A 22,908-nucleotide genomic window follows, 5' to 3' on the forward strand; every position below is an offset into this window, starting at 1 on the left:
GAGAGCGCTTCCCTGACACGGAAGAGGTCACTGGTTCAATCCCAGTATCGCGCACGCAGCACACCTCACGGAGCCTGGTAGAGTCTGGCCCGTTCCCGCGCGATTAGCTCAGCGGGAGAGCGCTTCCCTGACACGGAAGAGGTCACTGGTTCAATCCCAGTATCGCGCACCAGCAAGAAGCCCCCGGTCCTCGGACCGGGGGCTTCTTCGTGCTCGGAGACTCAGTCCCTCAGCCGCTCAGGAGGAGAAGAGCATCCGGCCGAAGCCGCCCTTGTGGTGGCCGTGGTGTCCGCCGTGATGACCGCCGTGATGCGGTGCTCCCCAGGCCGGGGCCGGGGCGGACGGGTACGCCTGTGGCGCGGGTGGGGCCTGCTGCTGCCACTGCGACTCGAGCCGGGTCAGCGACTCCAGCTCGCCGTAGTCGAGGAATATCCCGCGGCAACCGCTGCACTGCTCGATCTGGACGCCATTTCGGTTGTACGTGTGCATCGGTGCGTGACACTTGGGACACTGCATGGACGGGTCAACTCCTCGCCGTTCGGCACTGCTTCGCCGGAACACTTCCCGGCTTCCGTCCTGCGCACCCTACTTGGCGGATTCGGACCCCAACTCGGTCGGTACGCGCACCATTCGGTCACAGGCGTCGACCACGGCCACTTCCACCTCGTCGAGGGGCCGGCCGGCCTCGGTGGCTTTCGAGACGGCGAGGGCCGCCGTCTGCACGGTCAGGGCGCGGGCCGGTACGTCGAGGGCGGGCCAGGGGTCCGGGGCGGCGAGTTCCGGTGCGCCGCCCGCCTGCCGGTACGCGGTGAGGAAACGGGTCCAGTCCTCGGTGGGCAGCAGACCGCAGGCGAACCAGGCTGCCGGGCGGGCCAGGTCCCAGGCGGGGTCGCCGATTCCGAGGTCGTCGACGTCGATGAGGAGCCAGGGCCCCGAGCGGGCCGGGTGGCGGACCAGTTGACCGAGGTGCAGGTCGCCGTGGCACAGCGCGCGGGCGTGCTCGTACGGCGCTTCGGCGCGGGCCCACGGCGGGAGCGTGCGCCAGGCGTCCCGGACGGGCCGGGCGGCAGGGTGACCGGGGGCCGTGGCGCCCAGCCTGGCCAGGGCGCGGGCCGCCTTGGCCGGCCCCCTCATCGGCGGAAGCGCCTGCGGGAGCGGGCGGAGGGGCGTGGTGTGGAGGCGGGCCAGCAGGGTGGCGGCGGCCTCCCAGGGGGCGTGCTCCGGGTGGTCCGGGTCGACGGGTGTGCCGTGCGGCCAGAACGTGACCAGGCGGTCGTGCAAGGGCGCCGCGGCGCCGCGCAGGGGCGGCAGCAGTACCCCGGCGAGGGCGGGGTGAGCGGCCACCGTGAGGCGCAGTCGCAGGTCGGCGGGGTCCGTGCCGGGGGCGTGGGCCTTGGCGACCGTGTCGCCGTGCCGGACGACGGTGCCGTCGGGGCGGTCGGCGAGGGTCCCCGCACCACAGACGCAGGAGCCGGGATCCCGGTGGACGGAACCGCGGGCCGTGGCCTGGAGCGCGGACACGATGGGCATGGTCACGCCCCGACCCTACGGGCATGCGCGGACCCGATCAGGGCCTGCCCGGCCGCTCTTGTGCCGAAAAGTGGCCGGGAAAAGCAATGCCGCGTGCAGCTCCCCAGCTGCACGCGGCATTTGTGCCGTCCGCCGCACCCCCGTCCCCACGGGGTTTCATGGTCGGATGTCCCCGCCCGGACCGCTCTTCCGGGCCTGGAGGCGCCGCTCAGCGCCCCAGCATCACGCCCACGGACGACGCTTGTGCGACCACCGCGTCCCAGCCGCCGAAAACTACGACGAGAAGGGCCGCGAGAGGGAGAACCATGGCCGTGGCCACCAGCGGGTGGCGGCGGCCGGTCGCGGGGCTGTTGAAAGACACAGCCCTGCGGGCCCACGTGCTGCGGAACGCTGTCGTCCGCGGTGTCGTGTGCGCCATGGCCCTCTCCCGGTCGAATCCTCGGGTCCCGCCGGACTGGTCCGGAAGGATCTTGAGTTGTGCAGCGGCGGGTGCCTGACCTCGGGGGACGAGTGCTGCACCCGCCGCTTGACCTCAAATCTATGGGCGGCGGCCACCGGGGACGTCATGCCCTCGTACCGATTGCCGGGCCTCCCGGAGGATGACCGCTCCCGCCCCGCGTACTCCCCTGGGTGGAGACGCGCCCCCGATCTTCTACTCGGTCTCGGGGTCTTCCCCGAGGGGGCGGCTCGTGCGGGCCGCCTTCTCCGCCGCGTCCTCCCGCGGCACGGGCTGCTCGACCAGCGCGAGGACCCGCGTCGCCATGAAGCGCGCGGTACGCACCACGGAGCCGGAGCGGGTGACTTCGCTCACTTCCACCACCCCTCTGCGCACCGCGGTCTCCACTCTGCGCCCCGCGCGACTGGCCACCACCTCGTATGTGCGCGTCGTGTCCCCGGCATCTACGACTATCTCGACCCGATCACCCTTCATGGGCTCAATCCCCCTTCTGCGACGGGTGGTTGGCAGCCGGGGCCGCCGCAAGCCGCCCTGATCCCGCGCTCCCTGACCACCTTTCAAGTTTCCCACCCGACACTGACAATCCAATCCGGCGTGAGGGCGCGGCCTGAGCACACGATCGGCCGCGTAAACGTAAGCTGTGGCTCGTCAGACGAGACCGGGCAGCAGCGGGGATGAACATGGCGATGATGCGCCTCAGGCGCGAGGACCCGCGCGTCGTCGGCTCGTTCAGGCTTCACAGACGACTCGGCGCCGGCGGGATGGGCGTCGTCTATCTCGGCTCCGACCGGCGCGGGCAGCGGGTCGCCCTCAAGGTGATCAGGCCGGACCTGGCGGAGGATCAGGAGTTCCGCTCGCGCTTCGCGCGCGAGGTCTCCGCCGCACGCCGGATCCGGGGCGGGTGCACCGCGCGGCTCGTCGCCGCCGATCTGGAGGCGGAGCGGCCGTGGTTCGCGACGCAGTACGTGCCCGGCCCCTCGCTGCACGACAAGGTCGCCGAGGAGGGTCCGCTGGCCGCCTCCGACGTGGCGGCCGTCGGTGCCGCGCTGTCCGAGGGGCTCGTCGCCGTGCACGAGGCCGGGGTCGTGCACCGCGACCTCAAGCCGTCGAACATCCTGCTGTCCCCGAAGGGGCCGCGGATCATCGACTTCGGGATCGCGTGGGCCACCGGCGCCTCGACGCTGACCCATGTCGGGACCGCGGTGGGCTCCCCCGGATTCCTCGCGCCGGAGCAGGTGCGCGGCGCGGCCGTCACCCCGGCCACCGACGTGTTCTCCCTGGGGGCCACGCTCGCGTACACGGCCACGGGTGAATCGCCTTTCGGGCACGGCAGTTCCGAGGTCATGCTCTACCGCGTGGTGCACGAGGAGGCGCAGCTGCGCGGGGTGCCGGACGCGCTCGCGCCGCTGCTGCGGGCGTGTCTCGCCAAGGACCCGGAGGAGCGGCCCAGCACGCTTCAACTGTCGCTGCGGCTCAAGGAGATCGCGGCCCGCGAGGCCCAGGGTCTGGGTGAGGCGCGGCCGCCGGCGCCGCGCTCCGACGTGGACCGGCCGACGGGACGGCTCGCCGAGAGTTACGCGGAACAGCGCACCCAGCGGCGTGCGCAGCCGGGTACGCCCCCGCCGCGGACCGGCAACGGGCGGACGGGCGGCGGTTCAGGACCGCGCTCCACGACGTCCCGGTCCGGGAACAGGCCCGCTCCGCGCAGTGGCGCCGGGCGCCCCGCTCCCCGTACGAACGGCACGGGCCCCGGCAAGAAGCTGCGGCCCGCCAATCCGCGGCTGCTGCGCCAGCGGCTGTTCGTGTTCGTGGTGGTCACGCTGCTCGTGGCGCTGGCCATCGCGGTGGCTCAGAGCCTGTGATCCTCGCCCCGGCGGGGCGGGTTCAGAGTTCGGGCCGGCCGGTCGCCACCGCGTAGAAGGCGACCGCGGCCGCCGCGCCCACGTTGAGCGAGTCGACTCCGTGGGCCATCGGGATGCGGACCCATTCATCGGCCGCCATGAGGGCCTTGGTCGACAGGCCCTCGCCCTCGGCGCCGAGCATGAGCGCGACGCGGTCCATGCGGTGCGGGGCCACCTCGTCCAGGGACTTGGCCTTCTCCGCCGGGGTGAGCGCGAGCAGGTTGAAGCCTGCTTCACGGACGTTCTGCAGAGATTTCGGCCAGGCTTCCAGGCGGGCGTACGGAACGGAGAAGACGGCGCCCATGGAGACCTTCACCGAGCGTCGGTAGAGCGGGTCCGCGCAGTCGGGCGAGAGCAGTACCGCGTCCATGCCGAGGGCGGCCGCCGAGCGGAAGATCGCGCCGATGTTGGTGTGGTCGTTGACCGACTCCATGACGACGATGCGGCGGGCCGTGGTGAGGAGGTCGTCGGCCGTCGGCAGCGGCTTGCGCTGCATGGAGGCGAGGGCGCCGCGGTGCACGTGGTAGCCCGTGACCTGTTCGGCGAGGTCCGGGGCGACGGCGTACACCGGGGCCGGGACCTCGTCGATGACGTCGCGCATGACGTCGACCCACTTCGCGGAGAGCAGCATCGAGCGCATCTCGTAGCCCGCCAGTTTGGCGCGCCGGATCACCTTCTCGCCCTCGGCGATGAACAGGCCCTCGGCCGGTTCCCGCTTTCGGCGCAGTTCGACGTCGGTCAGGCCCGTGTAGTCGCGCAGGCGCGGGTCGTCGGGGTCTTCGATGGTGATGAGACCTTGAGGTTCAGCCACGGGTCGATACTGCCTTGTCCTGGGAGTGGTGCCAACGGTTGAGCACTGCCCTTGTTACCGCTGGTTACGTGTGGGGCGCTCGTGCACCACGGGACCGATGACGATGACCGCCGGGGGCCTGACGCCCTCCGCGACCACTTTCTCGCCGACCGTCGCGAGCGTCGCGTCGACCCGGCGCTGGGCGGCGGTGGTGCCCTCCTGGACCAGCGCGACGGGGGTGTCGGGCGCCTTTCCGTACGAGACCAGCGCCTGGGCGATCTTCCCGATCTTGTCGACGCCCATCAGGATCACGAGGGTGCCGGTCAGCTTGGCGAGCGCCGCCCAGTCGACCAGGGAGCGCTCGTCGTCCGGCGCGACGTGGCCGCTGACCACGGTGAACTCGTGGGCGACACCGCGGTGCGTGACCGGGATGCCGGCCGCGCCGGGGACCGAGATCGAGCTGGAGATGCCGGGGACGACAGTGACCGGGATGCCCTCGGCGGCCAGCGCCTGGGCCTCCTCCATACCGCGGCCGAAGACGAACGGGTCGCCGCCCTTGAGACGGACGACGGCCTTGCCCTGCTTGGCGTGCTCGATCAGAGCGTTGTTGATCGCCTCTTGGGCCATGAAACGGCCGTACGGGATCTTCGCGGCGTCGATCACCTCGACGTGCGGAGGGAGTTCGTCGAGCAGGTCGCGCGGGCCGAGGCGGTCGGCGATGACGACGTCGGCCTCGGCGAGGAGGCGACGGCCCCGCACGGTGATCAGGTCCGGGTCGCCCGGACCGCCGCCGACCAGGGCGACGCCCGGGGTGCGGGTCCGCTCGGTGCTGACGGTGCCGTCACGCAGGGCCTCCACGAGGGCGTCGCGCACGGCGGCCGTGCGGCGCGGGTCGCGGTCGGCGGCCTCGGTGGACAGGACGGCGACGGTCACGCCCTCGGTGCGGCCGGTGGCCGGGGTCCAGGCGGTGGCCGCCTCGGCGTCGTCGGAGCGCACGCACCAGACGCGGGCCGCTTCCGCCTCGGCGGAGGCCCGCTCGTTCGCGGTGCGGTCGCCGGTGGCGATGAGCACGTACCAGGCGCCTTCGAGGTCGCCCTCTTCATAGCGGCGCCTGACCCAGGTGAGTTCCCCCGCGTCCGCCATGGCCTCCACGGAAGGGGTGGCCGAGGGCGAGATCAGGGTGAGGTCCGCGCCGGCCGCGATGAGCGCGGGCAGGCGGCGCTGGGCGACCTGGCCGCCGCCGATGACGACGGTCTTGCGGCCGGTGAGGCGGAGTCCCACCGGGTAGGCGGGGTGCTGTGCGGGAGGCATGTCGTACGGCTCCTGATGCGGCTGGGCTCTTGGGGCTGCGACGTCGGAGCCCGGTGACGTGCGGTTTCCGGTGCGGTCAGCTTATGTCCTGGCCCGTCGACAGGGCTCGCCGGTGCTCTGGCGCTGGTTCCGCCGTGCGGAACGCCTGCCCACAGCGGTGGACAGGCGTTCCGATCGGTGCGGGGCTACTTCTCGGTGACGCCCGCCGAGTCGAACGTGGCGACCTCGTGCATCGCGCGCGCCGCGCTCTGCACGATCGGCAGGGCGAGCAGGGCGCCGGTACCCTCGCCGAGGCGCAGGTCCAGGTCGACGAGGGGACGCAGCCCCAGCTTGTTGAGCGCGGCGACGTGGCCGGGCTCGGCGCTGCGGTGGCCCGCGATGCAGGCGGCCAGCACCTCGGGGGCGATGGCGCGGGCGACCAGGGCGGCGGCGCCGGCGCTGACGCCGTCGAGGATGACCGGCGTACGCAGGGAGGCGCCGCCCAGGAGCAGGCCCACCAGGGCCGCGTGCTCCAGGCCGCCGACCGACGCGAGGACGCCGATCGGGTCGGCCGGGTCGGGCTGGTGCACGTCGAGGGCGCGGCGCACGACCTCCACCTTGCGGGCGTGCGTCTCGTCGTTGATGCCGGTGCCGCGGCCGGTGACCTCGGCGGGTTCGGCCTCGGTGTAGACGGAGATCAGGGCGGCCGACGCGGTGGTGTTCGCGATGCCCATCTCGCCGGTGAGCAGCGCCTTGTTGCCCGCCGCGACGAGGTCGCGGGCCGTCTCGATGCCGACCTCGATGGCCGCCTTGACCTCTTCGCGGGTCAGGGCGGGGCCGGTCGTCATATCGGCCGTGCCGGCGCGGACCTTGCGGGGCAACAGGCCGGGGGTGGCCGGGAGTTCGCTCGCCACGCCCACGTCGATGACGCAGACCTCGGCGCCGACCTGGTTCGCGAAGGCGTTGCAGACCGCGCCGCCGCCCAGGAAGTTCGCGACCATCTGGCCGGTGACCTCCTGCGGCCACGGGGTGACGCCCTGGGCGTGCACGCCGTGGTCACCGGCGAAGATCGCGACGGCCGCGGGCTCCGGGATCGGCGGCGGGCACATCCGGGAGAGCCCCGACAGCTGCGCGGAGATGATCTCCAGCATGCCGAGGGCGCCCGCGGGCTTGGTCATCCGCTTCTGCCGCTCCCACGCCTCGCCGAGCGCCTTGGCGTCCAGCGGGCGGATGTTGGAGACGGTCTCGGCGAGCAGGTCGTGCGGGTCCTCGCCGGGCAGGGCCCGACGCCCGTACGTCTCCTCGTGCACGACCCAGGAGAGCGGGCGGCGCTTGGACCAGCCCGCCTGCATCAGCTCGGGCTCCTCGGGGAACTCGTCGACGTAGCCCACGCAGAGGTACGCGACGACTTCGAGGTGCTCGGGCAGGCCCAGCGTGCGGACCATCTCGCGCTCGTCGAAGAAGCTGACCCACCCGACGCCGAGGCCTTCGGCGCGGGCCGCGAGCCACAGGTTCTCGACCGCGAGGGCCGAGGAGTACGGGGCCATCTGCGGCTGGGTGTGCCGGCCCAGGGTGTGGCGGCCGCCGCGGGTCGGGTCGGCGGTGACCACGATGTTCACCGGGGTGTCGAGGATGGCCTCGATCTTCAGTTCCTTGAACTGCTTCGCCCGGCCCTTGGGGAGGGACTTGGCGTACGCGTCCTTCTGGCGCATGGCCAGTTCGTGCATGGTGCGCCGGGTCTCCGCGGAGCGGATGACGACGAAGTCCCAGGGCTGCGAGTGGCCCACGGACGGGGCCGTGTGCGCCGCTTCCAGCACGCGGAGCAGGACCTCGTGCGGGATGGGGTCGCTGCGGAAGCCGTTGCGGATGTCACGGCGCTCGCGCATGACGCGCAGGACGGCCTCGCGCTCGGCGTCGTCGTACCCGGAGACGGCCGCGGCGCCCGGCTCGAAGTCCATGGGCAGCGGCTCGGGCTCGGCCACGGGCTGCTCGTCGGCGGCGGGCACGGGCCGGGGCTCGGGCTCCGGGGCGACCTCGATCAGGTCGGGTTCCTCGGCGTCGAACGGCTCGACGTGCTCCGGCGCCGGGGGCGCGACGGGGCCGCCGTCACGGGGAGCGGGCACGACGGCCAGGCCCTCGGCCTCGGACGCGAACTCGCCCTCGCCCTCGGCCTCGACCGGCTGCTCGACGGGGGTCTCCACGACCGGAACCTCGGCGACCGGGACCTCGACCGACGGGACCTCTACGGGCGGGGCCTCGACGGGCGGGATCTCCTGCGCCGGCTCTTCGACCGGCACGGTTTCGACAGGCACGGTTTCGACGGGTGCGGTCTCCGCGGGCACCGTCTCGGCCGGTGCGGGCTCAATCGGCGCGGCCTCGGAGGTCTGGGGCGGCAGAGGCTCCGCGACCGGCTCGACGATCGGCTGCTCGGCGACCGGTTCCGCGACGGGCCCGGCGACGGCCGGCTCCTGCGGGGCGTCGGTGAACTCCGGTGTGTCGGGGAGCTCGGCGAACTCCGGGGCCTCGGGGGCCGGCTCGGGCAGCGGCGGGACGACCATGGCCTGCGGCGGCGTCGGCGCCAGATGCGGCGTCGTGGGCACGGTGCCCTCGACGGGCACGAACTGGCCGAAGGGCTGCGCCGGCACGGACTCCTGCTCCGGCGGGAAGTCGTACGGCAGCGGCTCGTGCGCGGCGGCGTACTGGCCGGACTGATCGCCCTGGCCCGCGTACGCGGCGACCGGCGTCGGCTCGGCGGCGGGCACGAACTCCCCGGCGGCCGGGGTCTGCGGGTGGGGGAAGTGCGGGTCCGGCTCGGCGTAGAAGGCCGAGGGGTCCGGTGCGGGCATCTCCGCGGGCTCCGACGGCATCGCGGGCGCGGACTGCTGCTGCGCGGCCTCGGCGGACTGCCACGGAGCGGCGCCCTGCGGCGGGATGTCGAGATACTCCGGGCCGGTGGTGGGCGGACCCGACTGGCGCATCGGCATCTGGTGGGGCGGGGTCTGCTGCGCGGGGCCGCGGTCGGCCAGCGAGCGCACCGCGCCGCCGCCCGTCTCCGGGGTGGGCGGGCCCATGTGCAGCGGGCGGCGTCCGGCGCTCTGGCCGGTTCCCGCCGGCGCCGGGGTCTGCATCGCGCCGAGGTCGTGGTGACCGCTGTCGCGGCCGCCCGTCTCGTGCGGGCCGGGCTCGTGCACGGCGGGCGCCGCCGCGTACTCCTGGGAGTACTGCTGCTGCGCGGGCAGCGGGGCCGGGGGCTCGCCCCAGGCGCCCTGGGAGCCCGGCATGAGGAGCATCTCGTCGTCCTCGACGGTGGCGTCGGCGGGATCGAGGTAGGTGTACGCACCCGGGGCGGGAGCGCCCGGCTGTCCCACCGCACCTGCGTTCTCCGGCAGCCCTTCGCCCGGAACTTGACCGGTGTCGGTCATGCCTACCCCTCGCCCATCGATGAGAACTTCCCGGCCGCTCCCGGCCGACCGCCGGAGATGCGAGCCCCTTCTGAGCCGCTGACCGGAGCGGCGCGCAGTCCGCCCGTATGAAGAACGAGCACGCGCGCCGCGCGGCACGAACCGTCCCGGACAACAGGTATTGTCCCGGCCGGATCCCGGCCACGGCACCTGGATCGGCCACGGCCTTCTGTGGACTGCGCCACGTTGCGCGTCCTCCGGTCACTGCTGTACCACACGCACTCCAAAAGTGGTGCGTTTCCCGGACATTGGCCGACGAACCGGTGCATGTCCTGGTGCGGTACAACGATCGGCCAGCCTACCGCGCGCGTTGGGCCGTCAGGGTCACGGGTGGCGGTCCTGCAGACGTCCCGAGAGCAGGAACCCCACGGTCCGCTCCTTCTCCGTCCAGGCACGAGTGTCCAGTTCGACGGATTGCAGGAGGGCGCACTCGACGTCGTATCCGTGCTCCGTCAGGTTCCGGCCGACGAGTTCGGCGGCGTCGCGTGTCGCGGCGTGCGTGACGATGCGCGCGGGCCGCCGGTCGGCGACGGCCGAGACGACGGCCGCTCCCCCGCCTCCCACCCGTACGACATCGGGCTCGGGCAGATCCTCCAGGATGTGCGGGGCGGCGCCCTGCACGATCTGGGCCTGGACGCCGGAGCGGCGGGCCGCGGCGAGCGTGCGGGCACAGGCGTCGGGGTCCTGGTCGACGGCGATGACGGCGGCGCCGAAGCGGCCGGCCTCCGCCGTGAACGCGCCACTGCCGCAGCCGATGTCCCAGACGAGGTCGCCGGGCCGAGGACCCAGGCGGGCGAGTTGGGCCGCGCGCAGCTGCTCGCTCTCGCCCTCGGCGAAGGGGCCCTCGTACTCGGCGGCGGGCAGGGCCCAGCCGCGGGGCGCGGTGTCGGGGTCGCCGCCGGACAGCCAGCCGCCGTTCTCCGGGGCGCCGGCGGCGGGCGGGCCGCCGATGACGATGACGACGTTCGGGTCGCGCCAGGCGTGGTCGGCGGCCTTGTCGGAGGTGACGACGGTGACCTGTTCGCGGTCGGTGCCGAGTTCCTCGCAGATGACGAAGGTGCGGTGGACGCCTTCGAGGAGGAGGCCGAGTTCGGCGGGGCCCGCGCCGGGTGAGGTGAGGACGGCGACCTTGGTGTGGGCGCGGCACACGTTCACCGCGCGGCGCAGGGTGCGGCTGTGGGCGACGACCACCTGGGCGTCGTCCCAGGGCATGCCGGCGCGGGCGAAGGCCTGGGCGACCGAGGAGACGGCGGGTACGACCTCGACCTCGAGGCCGTACTGCGGGGCGCGCAGGGTGCGCACGACACCGAAGAAGCCGGGGTCGCCGTCGGCGAGGACCACGGCCGTGCCGCGGTGTCCCGCGATGCGGCGGGCGGCGAGCGCCACACTGCCCAGCCGGATCCGCTCGGCGCGCTCGGGCACTTCGGGCAGCGCCAGGTGGTGGGCGGCTCCGGCCACGAGGGTGGCCGCGGCGAGCGCGGAGCGGGCCGCCGCGGTCGGCGGAGAGCCGTCCCAGCCGATCACCGTGACCCGGTCGGCCATCGTCGTCAGTCTCCAGGGTGTGCTCGGGTGCGTACATACGTCGCGTGCGTACGCGGATCGGGGGAAGCCGCCGGGTGACAGGAGGCCGGGCGGGGCACCGAGAGCGTACCTGCTGGGTCTGGCGGCTGCCTGTGGGGTCAGTTCCAGTCCGAGAAGGCCGTGAAACCCCCGGCCTCGGCGAGCTGCTCGGTGACGCCCTCGATGTCCTCGGGCAGCAGGCTCCACACGATGAAGTCGGTGCGGACCTCGGCCCAGGTGCCGTCCTCGGTGCGGGTGCGGGCTATGCAGGCGTTGCGCAGGACACCCTCACTGATGCAGCCGATCTTCTGGGCGACCTGCTGGGAGGCGGTGTTGTCGGCGGCGGTGCGCAGCTCTATGCGTTCGAGTCCCTGGTCGCGGAAGAGCCACTGGGCCATGGCGAGCGCGGCCTCGGAGGCGTAGCCCTCGCCGCGGGCCCAGGGGGCGACGATGTACGAGAGCTCGGTGGAACGTACGTGCCAGTTGGTCTTGGTCAGCTGGATGACGCCGACCAGGCGCTGGGTGAGGAACTCGGTGATGGCGAGGTCGAGGCCGGTTCCGGCGGCCCGCTCCTCGGGCGCGTAGTCGGTGATCCAGTCACGCGCCCCGTCCTCGTCGAAGGGCTGCGGCACGGACGTCCACGCGGCGATCAGCTCGTCGTTCATCATCTCGGCCAGGGCCGGGACGTCGTCCTCGTCGAGCGGACGCAGCACCAAGCGCTCCGTGCTGATGGAGATCTCGGGGAAGGTCTTCGTCATGCGGCACTCCGTAACCCTCGTGGCCGCTTCAAAGCATCGTGTCGGCCGGGTGAAGTGCCCAGCATGCAGCATGAAGGCACGTAACTGCACATGGGGGCCGCGCCTGTTGCCAGGAGCGGCTCCCATGCGCGGTGTGTCGGTCAGGCGCCGGTGACCGGGAGCACGGAGCCCTTGTACTTGTCCTCGATGAACTTCTTCACCTCGGGCGAAGTCAGCAGTTTCGCCAGCTTCTTGACGCGCGGGTCGTCCTCGTTGCCCTTTTTGACGGCGAGGACGTTGTTGTACGGATTGTTCTTCGCGCTCTCCAGAAGGATGGCGTCCTTCTTGGGGTCGAGACCCGCGTCGAGTGCGAAGTTGTTGTTGACGGCGGCCACGTCGACGTCGTCCAACGAGCGGGGCAGCTGCGCCGCTTCGAGCTCCTTGAAGGTGAGGTGCTTCGGGTTCTTCACGACGTCCTTGGGAGTCGCGTTCACACCGGCGCCCTTCTTGAGCTCGATCACGCCCTGGGAGGCGAGGAGTTCGAGCGCCCTCGCCTCGTTGGTCGCGTCGTTGGGCAGGGCGACGGTCGCCCCGTCACGCAGCTCGGTGACGTCGTCGGTCTTCTTGGAGTAGAAGCCGAGCGGCGGCAGGTAGACCTGCGTGACCGGGGTCAGGGTCGTGCCCTTGGACTTGTTGAAGTCCTCCAGGTACGGCGTGTGCTGGAACAGGTTGGCGTCGAGTTCGCCCTGCTGGAGCGCGGTGTTCGGCAGGACGTAGTCCGTGAACTCCTTGATCTGCAGGTCGAGTCCGGCCTTCTTCGCCAGGTTCTGCTGTACGTACGTGAGGACTTCGCCGGCCGGGGTCGGAGTGGCGCCGACGACGAGCTTGCCGCTCTTGTCGTCGGCGCCGGAGCCGGACCCGCAGGCGGTCAGGCCGAGCGCGAGGGCTCCGGCGATGACGGCGGCGGGCAGGGTGACGGTGCGCATCGGATTCTCAGAACTGTGAAGTCGTCGCTGTGAGGTGGTCGCTCAGAACGAGGGAAGGACGGAGCCCTTGTACTTGTCCTCGATGAACTTCTTCACCTCGGGCGACGTCAGGAGCTTGGCGAGCTTCTTCACGCGCGGGTCGTCCTCGTTGCCCTCCTTGACGGCGAGCACGTTGTTGTACGCGTTGTTCTTCGTGGACTCCAGGGCGAGGGCGTCCTTGGCCGGCTTGAGACCGGCCCCGATGGCGTAGTTGCCGTTGATCACCGCGGCGTCGACGTCCTTGAGGGAGCGCGGCGTCTGGGCCGCCTCGACCTCCTTGAACTCCAGGTCCTTCGGGTTCTTCGCGATGTCCTGCGGCGTCGCGGTGGCCTCGGAACCGCTCTTGAGGGTGATGATCCCGTTGCGAGCGAGGAAGCGCAGGGCGCGGCTCTCGTTGTCGGCGTCGTTCGGAAGGGCGATGGTGCCGCCCTTCTTGAGTCCGTCGAGCTTCTTGGCCTTCTCGGAGTAGAGGCCGAGCGGCTCCAGGTGGACGGTGGCGACCGACTTGAGGTGGGTGCCCTGCTTCTTGTTGAAGTCCTTCAGGTACGGCGTGGTCTGGAAGTAGTTGGCGTCCACGGACCCGTCCTCGGTCGCCGTGTTCGGCGTGACGTAGTCGGTGAACTCCTTGACCTCGAGGTTGAGGCCCGCCTTCTTCGCCAGGTTCTTCTTGATGTACTCGAGGATCTCGGCGTGCGGGACGGGGGTCGCCGCGACGACCAGCTTGTCGTTGGCGTCGGCCTTGGTGTCGGCCTTGTCGGAGCCGCAGGCGGTCAGGCCCAGGGTGAGGGCGCCGGTGGCGAGGACAGCTGCGGTGATCTTGAAGGTGTTACGCACGAAAAGTGCCTTTCTCCATGGGTGGTGCAACCCGCCGGGGTGGGACGGGGAGACAGGAATCTGCGGGTCCGCGGGTCAGCGGGTCTTGGCGGGGGCGGTCTCCGCGGCGGCCGGGCCGCCGGGCAGGAAGCCGCCGAGTACGCGGAAGCGGAGCGGTTCGCCGCCCTTGCCGGCGCGGCGGTGCAGGACGCGGGCTCCGCTGTCGCCCGCGAACTGGATGAGGGCGATGACGACGGCGAGGATCGCCACGATGATCCACATCATCTGGGTCTCGAAGCGCTGGTAGCCGTAGCGGATCGCGAGGTCGCCGAGGCCGCCCGCGCCGACCGTGCCGGCCATGGCGGAGTAGCCGATGATGGCGACGATCGTCGTGGTGGTGGCCGAGATCAGCGACGGCAGCGACTCGGGTACGAGGACCTTGCGGACGACGGTCCAGGTGTTGCCGCCCATCGACTGCACGGCCTCGACGAGCCCGCCGTCGACCTCGCGTACGGACGTCTCGACGAGCCGCGCGAAGAACGGGATGGCGCCGACGGCGAGCGGCACGATGGCGGCCTCGCGGCCGATGGTGGTGCCGACGATCCAGCGCGTGAAGGTCATCAGGGCGACCATCAGGATGATGAAGGGCATCGACCGGACGATGTTCACGATCTGCCCGATGACCTTGTTCGCCACGGCGTTCTGCAGCAGACCGCCGCGGTCGGTGAGGACGAGCAGGATGCCGAGCGGGAGTCCCGCGACGACGGCGATCAGCGTGGACCAGCCGACCATGTAGAAGGTGTCCCAACACGCCTGGGACAGCAGGGGCTGCATCTCCGACCAGGTCACTTGGTGACACCTTCCTTCTGCGGTGCGGACGCGCGGTCCGCGCGGGCGGTGCTCCCGGCCGGCTCGACCTGGAGACCCTGCTCGCGCAGGAAGCCGATCGGGACGACGTTCTCCTCGTAGCGGCCGGGCAGTTCGATGCGCATGCGGCCGACCTGCTTGCCCGCGACGGTGTCCATCGCGGCGCCGAGGATCGAGATGTCGATGTTGTACGTGCGCGCCAGCTGCGAGATGACCGGCTGGGTCGCGGACTCACCGTGGAAGGTGACGTCGATGACGGTGCGGTCGGCGCCGGAGGCGTCGCCGCTGACCGGGAAGAGCGCGGCGGCGAGCTCCGAGCCGGGCGTCGCGAGCAGTTCGCCGACGGTGCCGGACTCGACGATCTGTCCCCGCTGCATGAGCGCGGCCGAGTCGCAGACGGTCTTGACGACGTCCATCTCGTGCGTGATGAGCAGGACGGTCAGGCCGAGCTGCCGGTTGAGGTCGCGCAGGAGGTGGAGGATGGAGCGGGTGGTCTCCGGGTCGAGGGCGCTGGTCGCCTCGTCGGAGAGCAGCACCTTGGGGTCGCCGGCGAGAGCGCGGGCGATGCCGACGCGCTGCTTCTGGCCGCCGGAGAGCTGGGCGGGGTAGGACTTGGCCTTGTCGGCGAGGCCGACGAGGTCGAGCAGTTCCAGCGCCTTGGTGGAACGTTCCTTCCCCGACTTGCCGAGGATTTCGAGGGGCAGCTCGATGTTGTCCTGGACGGTGCGCGAGGACAACAGGTTGAAGTGCTGGAAGACCATGCCGATGCGGCTGCGCGCCTCGCGGAGCTCCTTGCCGGCGCGCGATCCGCGCCCGGCGAGGGCGGTGAGGTCCCGGCCGGCCACCGTCACGGTGCCGGAGGTGGGACGTTCCAGCAGGTTCACGCAGCGGATCAGCGAGGACTTGCCGGCGCCGGACTGGCCGATGACGCCGTACACCTCACCTTCGCGCACATGCAGATCGACGCCGTCGAGGGCGGTGATCTCGCGGCCGCGCGAGCGGTAGACCTTTGTGAGGCCCTGAGTGGTGATCACGTGGGTTTCCGTCACTGTCGAGTGCGCGGCACGGGTGGCGCCGGGCACGGGGCAAACATCTCGGGAACTCGGCTGAGTTCCGGGCGCGGCAGGCTCTCGCTCCGGACGGGGAGCGGTACTGGCATCAGTACGGAGAATCTGTGCGCGGGGCAGGCCCGGTCACGTAGGTGAACTGCTTCTCCCTGCGGAGTCACTCCCTACGGACAGGGCACGCGGGCACTCGCTTCGGGGGCGCGAGAACGGGCGGGGGCCCTCAGAAGGCGCACATTCGACACATACAACGAGCACCGGGCGTCATCGTCGCCTCGGTCGCAAGGGTGCGGCTGCTCGTCGTGGTCATGCGGGCAAGTAAAGCAGACGTGAGAACGCGAGCCGCCCGCGCTGTCCGAATAGCGGACAGCGCTGGACGGGTGCGTGCGGGCGCTCAGGCCGCGGCGGTGATCTCCACACCGGCCTCGGTGACCAGCGCTGCCACGGCCGACAGGTCCTTCACCACGGCGTCCGCGGAGAGTTCGCGGGCCTCGTGCGTTGTGGTCAACGCCACGGTGGTCATGCCGCCCGCGCGGCCCGCCGCGAGACCGGCCGGGGCGTCCTCGAAGACGACGCAGCGCGCCGGGTCCACGCCCAGTTTCCCGGCGGCGAGCAGGAACGGCTCGGGGTCCGGCTTGCCGCGCGTGATGTCGTCGGCGGCGATGAGCAGCGGCGGGTCGATGCCGACGGCGGCCAGCCGGGCCTCGGCGAGGCGGCGGGTGGCGGAGGTGACGACGGCCCAGCGGCCGGCCGGGAGCGAGGCGAGCAGTTCCAAGGTGCCGGGCAGGACGTGGGTGCCGCCGCTCGGCACGTCCTCGACCTCGAGCTGCTCGATGCGGGCCACGGCCTCGGCGACCCGTTCGGCGGGCAGCAGGTCGGCGACGATCTCGGCGGCGGGGCGGCCGTGCAGCTCGACGGCGGCGAAGTCCTCGGCGGTGATCCCGTACTCCTGCGCCCAGCGGGTCCAGCAGCGGTACACCGACTCCACGGACGAGAGGAGGGTTCCGTCGTTGTCGAACAGCAGGGCGTCAGCGGTGATCTTCATGTCTCCCAAGGCTACGGGCCACCCCGGGGGCGGGCGCATCAGGTCTTTTGGCCCGTAATAGGGTCTGGCCATGCTTGCTGCCCTGACCCTGGTGACGGGTCTCGCCGCGCTCGCGCTCGCCGCGTGGTGCGGTTTCGCCGCCTACCGCGACCAGCCGACCAAGGACTGGCACTTCATCGGCATGGCCGTGGTCTCGGTTCTCGCGCTGGCGCAGCTGGTGGTCGGGATCGTGCAGCTGGCGCGGGGCGAGAAGCCGGAGCAGGGCACGACGATCTTCGTCGCGTATCTGATCGGGGCGTTCGCCTGTGTCCCCGCGGCGGGGTTCATGTCGCTGACCGAGCGCACGCGCTGGGGTTCGGTGACGGTCGCCGCGGGTGGCGTGGTGCTCGCCGTTCTCGAAGTACGGCTCTATGACATCTGGGGAGGATGAGGTGGCTGTGACTTCGCAGGAGACCGAGAACAAGAAGGCGTCCCGGCGGCTGACGAGCGGTCCCGGCACGCTGCTCGTGTGGCTGTACGGCGTGATGGTCGTGGGCGCCGTGTCGCGCTCGGTCTTCCAGATCGCGACGGACTTCGGCAGAGCCCCGCTCGCGTACACGCTCTCCGCGGTCGCCGGCGTCGTCTACGGCTTCATCACGTACTCGCTCGTGCGGGGCGGCGAGACGGCCCGCAAGGCGGCGCTGGTGTGCTGCGCCGCCGAGCTCGTGGGCGTGCTGGCGGTGGGGACCTGGACACTGGTGGAGCCCTCGGCGTTCGCGGACTCCACCGTCTGGTCCGACTACGGGATGGAGTACCTGTTCATCCCGGTGCTCCTGCCCGTCTCCGCCCTGTTCTGGCTGCGCCGGGCACAGACCGCTACGCGCTAGTCGCCAGGGCGCCGGCCTCGACATCCTTCGCCAGCGTCACCAGGGTCAGCCGGTCGTCCACCCGCTTCGTCGACACCGGCGTGTAGCCGTGCTTGCGGTACAGCCGCAGGTTGTGTTCGCTGCGGTGGCCCGAGAAGAGTTCGAAGCGCTTGGCCGTGCCCGCCGTACCCAGTGCCGACTCGACGGCGGACAGCAGGCGGCCGCCCAGGCCGTGCCGCTGCATGCGCGGGTGCACGATGAGTTTGTCGATCCGGGCGGTGCCGTCCGCGTCGATCGTGCCGCGTACGGAGGCCACCACTTCGTCGCCGAGGCGGGCCACCAGGACGGTGCCGCCCGTCAGTTCGGCCCGCACCGAGTCGAGGGACTGCCTGAGCGGCTCGATCGAGTAGTCCCCGTAGAGCTGAGCCTCGCTCTGGTAGCAGAGGTACTGCAGTTTGAGAATCTGCTCGGTGTCCGCTTCGGTCGCCGCAGAGATGGTCACGCTCATGCCCATGTGTGCATGCCTCCCGCTCACCTGTCCGCCGGTTGTCCCTCACCCTTTTCCCCTACCGGCCGCGGGCGCAACCTCGGACGCGAGGATTCTGCGCAGGCATCCCAGACATCTGGAACGTTCCGGCCCAAGACTGCCCTGTGACATACCCAACTCGCCTGCGATTTCGCGGTAAGTGAGGTCTTTCGGGGACAGCAGCGCACCAATGAGACGGGGGCAGCGGCCGGGGAGCCGGCGGACGGCGGCGTGCAGGGCGCCGGCGCGCTCCCGGTCCAGCGCCTGGCTTTCGGGGTCCGACCCGTCCGTGTCGGCGGCGGGTTCGGTGACGTACGACGACTCGCGCAGGGCCGCGCCGCGCTGCCGGTTCGCCTCCGCGCGGACCGTCGCCGCGAGCCAGGCCGCCGGGTCCCGGGGCGGCCCCTGGGTGCCGAGGTGCTCCAGCAGGCGGACCCATACGGCCTGTTCGAGGTCGCGGGGCTCGGCGGCGCCGGGGAGTTCCGCGCGCACCTCCGCGGCGAGCAGGGGCCGCAGGGTCTCGATCACCGTGTCATACGTCATGCCCGGCGGGACGCGGCCGGCTCGGCCCCCGGTTGCCGGGGCGGCCGCGTCTCACTCCAACCGGCTCCCGGGGGTCAGCCGTTGACGAAGTCCTCACGGGCGAGGAGGGCGGTGTCACAGTTGTCCGAAAAGATCCCGTCGATACCCGTGGCGAAGTACGCCTGGAAAGCGCCGAACGCGTCGCCGTAGGCGTTCGGGTCCGTGCCCTTCTTGAAGTCGGCGGGCAGGAAGGTGTTCTCGTTGCGCATCGTGTACGGGTGCAGGATCAGCCCGGCCGCGTGCGCGTCCTTGACCAGGGTGGTCGGCTCCAGCAGCTTGCCCGCCGAGTCCTTGGGGATGACCAGGTCCAGGGTCGGGCCGATGCCCTGCGCGTACGACGCGATCTCCCTGAGGCCCTTGGGCGTGATCAGGTCGGCGACGGTGCGCGGGTCGCCGGTGTCGACGAAGTCCGCCGGGCGGGAGTTCGCCGTGGAGAGCAGGACGACCAGGGGGTTGCCGACCAGCTTGTTCAAACGCTGGATGCTCGTCGGCTCGAAGGACTGCAGGAAGGCGGGCGAGTTCTTCTGGTCGAGCTTGTACGCGCGCAGCAGCTTGGCGAGGCGCTCCTCCAGGCCCAGGCCGAGCTTGCGGAAGTAGGTGGGGTGCTTGGTCTCGACGTGGATCCACACCTCGCGGCCGCGCTTCCTGCTCTGCGCCGCCCGCCATTTGAGAACCTCTTCGAAGGTGGGGATCTCCCAGCGGCCGTCGTAGAGGGTGTTGTGCTGACGGGTGCCGGGGATGCGCTCCTTGGCGCGCAGCGTCTTCAGCTCGGCGAGCGTGAAGTCCTCGGTGAACCAGCCGGGCGTGGAGACGCCGTCGATGATTTTCGTGGTCTTGCGGGAGGCGAACTCGGGGTGCGCCGACACGTCCGTGGTGCCACCGATTTCCGGTTCGTGACGGCATACGAGGTGACCGTCCTTGGTCGGGACGATGTCACCCGCCTCGATGACGTGCGCGCCCATGTCGAGCGCCAACTGGTACGAGCCCAGGGTGTGCTCGGGGCGGTAGCCGCTGGTGCCGCGGTGCGCGACGATCGTCGGCACGGGCAGGCTCCGGTAGCCCTGTCCGGAGTGATTCCTGCCACTGTCGCGCTCGGCGGCTCTGGCGACTCCGGGTGCGGCGAGGGCGGCCGCGCCCGCGCTCAGCACCGCGGCGCCCAGCAGGGAGCGGCGGCCCATCGCCCCCTCGCCGCGCGTCTCCTGAGCGTCCTGCGCCCTCTGTGACTTCTCGTTCCCCATGAAGCACTCCTCCCACAAGTCCCGCCTTGCACCTGTCAAAGCGGAATCGATCGTAGGTGTGCGGGAGTGACGAGTGGGAGACCTCGGACAGAACGTCAGGGTGCCGCGGGATGACTCCTGGGCGTCTTACGGACATCAACAGGGCGCGAACTCGCGTCAACTCTGCGTATCGGGTCGGTGAACCCGATGTGCACGGGGTACCCGCCCGCGAGTATCGTCCTCACCTGCACAGACCCCATCATCCATTCCTTGACACCGGAGGGCCCGTTGTCCCGCTTCGCGTTCATCAAGGCAGTGCTCGGACCGATCATGCGCCTGATGTTCCGCACGCGTGTGGAAGGCGCCGAGAACATTCCGGGTACCGGCCCCGTCATTCTGGCGGGCAACCATCTGACGTTCATCGACTCGATGATCCTCCCGCTGGTCTGCGACCGGCAGGTGTGCTTCATCGGCAAGGACGAGTACGTCACCGGCAAGAGCTTCAAGGGCCGCCTGATGGCCTGGTTCTTCACGGGCGTCGGCATGGTCCCGGTCGACCGGGACGGCGCCAACGGCGGTGTGGCCGCGCTGATGACCGGCCGCCGCATCCTGGAGGACGGCAACATCTTCGGGATCTACCCGGAGGGCACGCGCTCCCCCGACGGCCGGCTGTACCGCGGCCGCACCGGCATCGCGCGGCTGACCCTCATGACGGGCGCGCCCGTCGTCCCGTTCGCGATGATCGGCACCGACAAGCTGCAGCCGGGCGGTTCTGGCATGCCGCGGCCCGGACGGGTGACCGTGCGGTTCGGTGAGCCGATGGAGTTCTCCCGCTACGACGGGATGGGGCGCGACCGCTACGTCCTGCGGGCCGTGACCGACTCCGTGATGGCGGAGGTCATGCGGCTGTCGGGACAGGAGTACGTGGACATGTACGCCACCAAGGCGAAGGCCGCGTAGACACACAGACGTAGGGGCCTGGGCCCCGGCCGCCGAAGTTCTCCGGTGGCCGGGGCCCAGCCGTTTCCGCGGCCGTCCGGGCTCTCGCCCTGAACTACTTCTCCAGGTGCTGGCCCCTGAGCAGGAACCACGCCGCGACCGCCGTCGCCAGCAGGACCGCCGCGCCGATGCCCGCCGCCACCTGAAGGCCGTCGACGAAGGCCGTCCGGGCGGCCGTCAGCAGCGCGTCGGCCTGCTGGGCCGGGAGGGACGAGGCCGATTCGACGGCGCCGCCCAGTGACTCGTGGGCCGCCGACGCCACGTCCGCGGCGGTGCCGGGCGGCGCGGTGAAGCCCGCGTAGACGCCCGTGACGATCGAGCCGAGCAGGGCGATGCCGAGGGCCGCGCCGAGTTCGTACGCCGTCTCGGAGACCGCCGACGCCGCGCCCGCCTGCTCCTTGGGCACGCTGGAGAGGATCACGTCGGCGGTGACCGTGAACGCGAAACCCGCCCCGACACCGACGACCAGGAGCACCGCGCCGAGCAGCGGGTAGCCCGTGCTCTGGCTCAGCGTGGTGAGCGCGGCCAGGGCGATGCCGACGGCCGCGAGGCCGCCCGCGACGACGGCACGGACCGAGAAGCGGCGCGCCACCACACCCGCGACGAGGCCGGCCACCACCGCGCCCACGGCGGCGGGCAGTTCGGCCAGACCTGCCTCGAACGGCCGCCGTCCCTGCACCAGTTGGAGGTACTGGGACAGAAAGAAGACGAGTCCGGACAGACCGAGGATGGTCAGGAGGTCGGCCAGGACCGCCCCCGAGAAGCCGCGGTTGCGGAACAGGCGCATGTCCAGCAGGGGTGAGTCGAGGGTGAGTTGGCGGCGGACGAACCAGATGAGCGCCGCGACGCCGATGACCGCGGTGGCGGCCACTTGCCAGTGAAAGCCGTGCGCCGCCGCTTCCTTCACGGCGTAGACGACGCCGATCATGCCGATCAGGGAGAGCCCGACGCTGATCAGGTCCCAGGGGCCGGGGACCGGGTTCTTCGACTCGGGGATGAGCTTCACGCCGACCACGACGAGGACCGCCATCACGGGCAGGTTGATGAGGAACACGGAGCCCCACCAGAAGTGTTCGAGCAGGAAGCCGCCGACCACCGGTCCGACCGCCGCGCCCGCCGACGCCATGGCGCCCCAGATGCCGACGGCCAGGGAGCGCTCGCGCGGATCGTGGAAGATGTTGCGGATCAGGGCCAGGGTCGACGGCATGAGCGTCGCGCCCGCCACGCCCAGCAGGGCGCGCGCCAGGATCATCAACTCCGGTGTCGTGGCGTACGCGTTGAGGACCGAGACCGCGCCGAACGCGACGGCGCCGACCAGCAGCAGCTTCTTGCGGCCGATGCGGTCGCCGAGGCTGCCCATCGAGACGAGGAGTCCGGCGATGACGAAGGAGTAGACGTCGCCGATCCACAGGAGCTGGGTGCCGGAGGGCTTCAGGTCCTCGCTGATGTACGGCGTCGCGAGGCCGAGGACCGTCGCGTCCACGGCGACGAGCAGCACCGCGAGCACGAGGACGCAGAGGGCGAGCCACCGTCCGGGGCGCGACACCACCTCCGCCGCGGAGGTGTGCTGCTTCGTGCTGATCATGGTTCCACGCTCCGTCGTGCGCCGCCGAGCAGCAACTCGGCGATCATGAATGAGAAGTCCTTGGCGGCCACGCGGCCGTCCTGCACGGCCCAGGCGCCGCTGCCGATGAGGCCGTAGAGCGCCTCGGTCAGCCACGCGGGGGTCAGATCGATCCGGAACTCGCCGGATTCCTGGCCGCGCCGGAACAGCGCCGCGATCCGGGCGTCCAGGCGGGCCCAGCCGACGTTCTGCCCGTCGCCCTCGAAGAGCTGGTTCTCGGTGACGAGGAGGGCGAGCAGCGGGGCCGCGTGCTCTATCTCGCCGATGAGCCGGCGCAGCGCGTCCTCGGCCCGGTCCTCGTCGAGGCGGGCCCGGTCGAGAGCCGCCTCGCACTCGCGGATGCCGAGGTCCTCCAGGGCGCGGACGAGGGCGTCCCGGCCCGCGAACTGCCGGTGCAGGGTGGCGCGGCTGATGCCCGCGGCCCGCGCGACCTCGTCCATCGTGGCCGTGGACTTGCGGGTGAGCAGGGCGGCGGCGCTGCGCAGCACCTGTTCGCGATCAACCGTCATGAGACGACGTTAACCCATATGAGACATCAATGTCTCATCGATATAAGGCTCATCACTCCGGTGGCC

At 71.3% G+C, this 22,908-nt stretch carries 23 protein-coding genes and 1 tRNA gene; 5 read left to right on the forward strand and 19 right to left on the reverse strand.

What is annotated here, in order from left to right; genetic code table 11:
• Positions 1-97: 97 nt before the first annotated feature.
• Positions 98-172, forward strand: a tRNA-Val gene (locus tag AB0J02_RS19215).
• Positions 173-237: 65 nt separating this feature from the next.
• Here AB0J02_RS19215 and AB0J02_RS19220 read toward each other — a convergent pair.
• The 4 genes from AB0J02_RS19220 to AB0J02_RS19235 form a co-directional block, all read right to left on the reverse strand.
• On the reverse strand, positions 238-516 hold the full coding sequence (locus AB0J02_RS19220; RefSeq protein WP_363194890.1) for a zf-TFIIB domain-containing protein: 279 nt from the start codon (positions 514-516) through the stop codon (positions 238-240).
• Between the two features lie 69 nt (positions 517-585).
• On the reverse strand, positions 586-1,530 hold the full coding sequence (locus AB0J02_RS19225; protein ID WP_363195183.1) for an aminoglycoside phosphotransferase family protein: 945 nt from the start codon (positions 1,528-1,530) through the stop codon (positions 586-588).
• Between the two features lie 208 nt (positions 1,531-1,738).
• Complete coding sequence (locus AB0J02_RS19230) at positions 1,739-1,948, reverse strand: hypothetical protein (protein WP_363194891.1); 210 nt, start codon at positions 1,946-1,948, stop codon at positions 1,739-1,741.
• A 234-nt stretch (positions 1,949-2,182) separates the two neighbouring features.
• Positions 2,183-2,461, reverse strand: a complete 279-nt coding sequence (locus AB0J02_RS19235; protein WP_363194892.1) for a hypothetical protein — start codon at positions 2,459-2,461, stop codon at positions 2,183-2,185.
• Positions 2,462-2,661: 200 nt separating this feature from the next.
• Here AB0J02_RS19235 and AB0J02_RS19240 point away from each other — a divergent pair, with 200 nt between their 5' ends.
• Complete coding sequence (locus tag AB0J02_RS19240; protein WP_363194893.1) at positions 2,662-3,849, forward strand: serine/threonine-protein kinase; 1,188 nt, start codon at positions 2,662-2,664, stop codon at positions 3,847-3,849.
• Between the two features lie 22 nt (positions 3,850-3,871).
• Here the strand turns inward: AB0J02_RS19240 and AB0J02_RS19245 are convergent, their stop codons facing one another.
• From AB0J02_RS19245 to AB0J02_RS19290, 10 genes are all read right to left on the reverse strand, one after another.
• Positions 3,872-4,699 carry an RNA methyltransferase gene (locus AB0J02_RS19245; RefSeq protein ID WP_363194894.1) on the reverse strand — a complete coding sequence of 276 codons (828 nt, stop codon included), beginning with the start codon at positions 4,697-4,699 and terminating at the stop codon, positions 3,872-3,874.
• 54 nt (positions 4,700-4,753) lie between these two features.
• The gene (gene cobA, locus AB0J02_RS19250; protein WP_363194895.1) at positions 4,754-5,989 is read right to left on the reverse strand and encodes a uroporphyrinogen-III C-methyltransferase; all 1,236 of its coding nucleotides are present in this window, start codon (positions 5,987-5,989) and stop codon (positions 4,754-4,756) included.
• A gap of 185 nt (positions 5,990-6,174) precedes the next feature.
• A complete protein-coding gene (cobT, locus tag AB0J02_RS19255) occupies positions 6,175-9,390 on the reverse strand; it encodes a nicotinate-nucleotide--dimethylbenzimidazole phosphoribosyltransferase (RefSeq protein ID WP_363194896.1) in 3,216 nt (1,071 codons plus the stop codon).
• A 363-nt stretch (positions 9,391-9,753) separates the two neighbouring features.
• Entirely contained in the window at positions 9,754-10,971 is a 1,218-nt protein-coding gene (cbiE, locus tag AB0J02_RS19260; protein WP_363194897.1) for a precorrin-6y C5,15-methyltransferase (decarboxylating) subunit CbiE, read from the reverse strand.
• Between the two features lie 137 nt (positions 10,972-11,108).
• Entirely contained in the window at positions 11,109-11,747 is a 639-nt protein-coding gene (locus tag AB0J02_RS19265) for a GNAT family N-acetyltransferase (RefSeq protein WP_363194898.1), read from the reverse strand.
• A gap of 140 nt (positions 11,748-11,887) precedes the next feature.
• On the reverse strand, positions 11,888-12,712 hold the full coding sequence (locus AB0J02_RS19270) for a MetQ/NlpA family ABC transporter substrate-binding protein (RefSeq protein ID WP_363194899.1): 825 nt from the start codon (positions 12,710-12,712) through the stop codon (positions 11,888-11,890).
• A 42-nt stretch (positions 12,713-12,754) separates the two neighbouring features.
• Positions 12,755-13,585, reverse strand: a complete 831-nt coding sequence (locus AB0J02_RS19275; RefSeq protein ID WP_363194900.1) for a MetQ/NlpA family ABC transporter substrate-binding protein — start codon at positions 13,583-13,585, stop codon at positions 12,755-12,757.
• 75 nt (positions 13,586-13,660) lie between these two features.
• Positions 13,661-14,413 (reverse strand): methionine ABC transporter permease, encoded by a 753-nt coding sequence (locus AB0J02_RS19280; RefSeq protein WP_363194901.1) that lies wholly within the window; start codon positions 14,411-14,413, stop codon positions 13,661-13,663.
• Positions 14,410-15,465: an ATP-binding cassette domain-containing protein gene (locus AB0J02_RS19285; protein ID WP_363194902.1), complete on the reverse strand. Its 1,056-nt coding sequence runs from the start codon at positions 15,463-15,465 to the stop codon at positions 14,410-14,412. Before AB0J02_RS19285 ends, AB0J02_RS19280 begins: the two co-directional genes overlap by 4 nt.
• A 424-nt stretch (positions 15,466-15,889) precedes the next feature.
• Complete coding sequence (locus tag AB0J02_RS19290; RefSeq protein WP_363194903.1) at positions 15,890-16,540, reverse strand: HAD-IA family hydrolase; 651 nt, start codon at positions 16,538-16,540, stop codon at positions 15,890-15,892.
• A 70-nt stretch (positions 16,541-16,610) separates the two neighbouring features.
• Here AB0J02_RS19290 and AB0J02_RS19295 point away from each other — a divergent pair, with 70 nt between their 5' ends.
• On the forward strand, positions 16,611-16,970 hold the full coding sequence (locus AB0J02_RS19295) for a hypothetical protein (protein ID WP_363194904.1): 360 nt from the start codon (positions 16,611-16,613) through the stop codon (positions 16,968-16,970).
• The gene (locus tag AB0J02_RS19300; protein WP_363194905.1) at positions 16,951-17,406 is read left to right on the forward strand and encodes a hypothetical protein; all 456 of its coding nucleotides are present in this window, start codon (positions 16,951-16,953) and stop codon (positions 17,404-17,406) included. Before AB0J02_RS19295 ends, AB0J02_RS19300 begins: the two co-directional genes overlap by 20 nt.
• On the opposite strand, the gene AB0J02_RS19305 is transcribed toward AB0J02_RS19300, so the two are convergent.
• The 3 genes from AB0J02_RS19305 to AB0J02_RS19315 all read right to left on the reverse strand — a co-directional run bounded on the left by AB0J02_RS19305 (position 17,396) and on the right by AB0J02_RS19315 (position 19,731).
• On the reverse strand, positions 17,396-17,899 hold the full coding sequence (locus tag AB0J02_RS19305) for a GNAT family N-acetyltransferase (RefSeq protein WP_363194906.1): 504 nt from the start codon (positions 17,897-17,899) through the stop codon (positions 17,396-17,398). The genes AB0J02_RS19300 and AB0J02_RS19305 overlap by 11 nt on opposite strands.
• A 39-nt stretch (positions 17,900-17,938) precedes the next feature.
• Positions 17,939-18,454 carry a sigma-70 family RNA polymerase sigma factor gene (locus AB0J02_RS19310; protein ID WP_363194907.1) on the reverse strand — a complete coding sequence of 172 codons (516 nt, stop codon included), beginning with the start codon at positions 18,452-18,454 and terminating at the stop codon, positions 17,939-17,941.
• A 74-nt stretch (positions 18,455-18,528) separates the two neighbouring features.
• Positions 18,529-19,731 carry a glycerophosphodiester phosphodiesterase gene (locus AB0J02_RS19315; protein ID WP_363194908.1) on the reverse strand — a complete coding sequence of 401 codons (1,203 nt, stop codon included), beginning with the start codon at positions 19,729-19,731 and terminating at the stop codon, positions 18,529-18,531.
• A gap of 186 nt (positions 19,732-19,917) precedes the next feature.
• Between AB0J02_RS19315 and AB0J02_RS19320 the strand changes: the two genes are divergently transcribed.
• Positions 19,918-20,670: a lysophospholipid acyltransferase family protein gene (locus AB0J02_RS19320; RefSeq protein ID WP_363194909.1), complete on the forward strand. Its 753-nt coding sequence runs from the start codon at positions 19,918-19,920 to the stop codon at positions 20,668-20,670.
• A gap of 94 nt (positions 20,671-20,764) precedes the next feature.
• Here the strand turns inward: AB0J02_RS19320 and AB0J02_RS19325 are convergent, their stop codons facing one another.
• On the reverse strand, positions 20,765-22,294 hold the full coding sequence (locus tag AB0J02_RS19325) for an MFS transporter (RefSeq protein WP_363194910.1): 1,530 nt from the start codon (positions 22,292-22,294) through the stop codon (positions 20,765-20,767).
• A complete protein-coding gene (locus AB0J02_RS19330) occupies positions 22,291-22,842 on the reverse strand; it encodes a helix-turn-helix domain-containing protein (protein ID WP_363194911.1) in 552 nt (183 codons plus the stop codon). The genes AB0J02_RS19325 and AB0J02_RS19330 overlap by 4 nt, the downstream gene beginning before the upstream one ends.
• Positions 22,843-22,908: the final 66 nt, after the last annotated feature.

This window comes from Streptomyces sp. NPDC050264, from assembly GCF_040655895.1.
Taxonomy (GTDB): domain Bacteria; phylum Actinomycetota; class Actinomycetes; order Streptomycetales; family Streptomycetaceae; genus Streptomyces.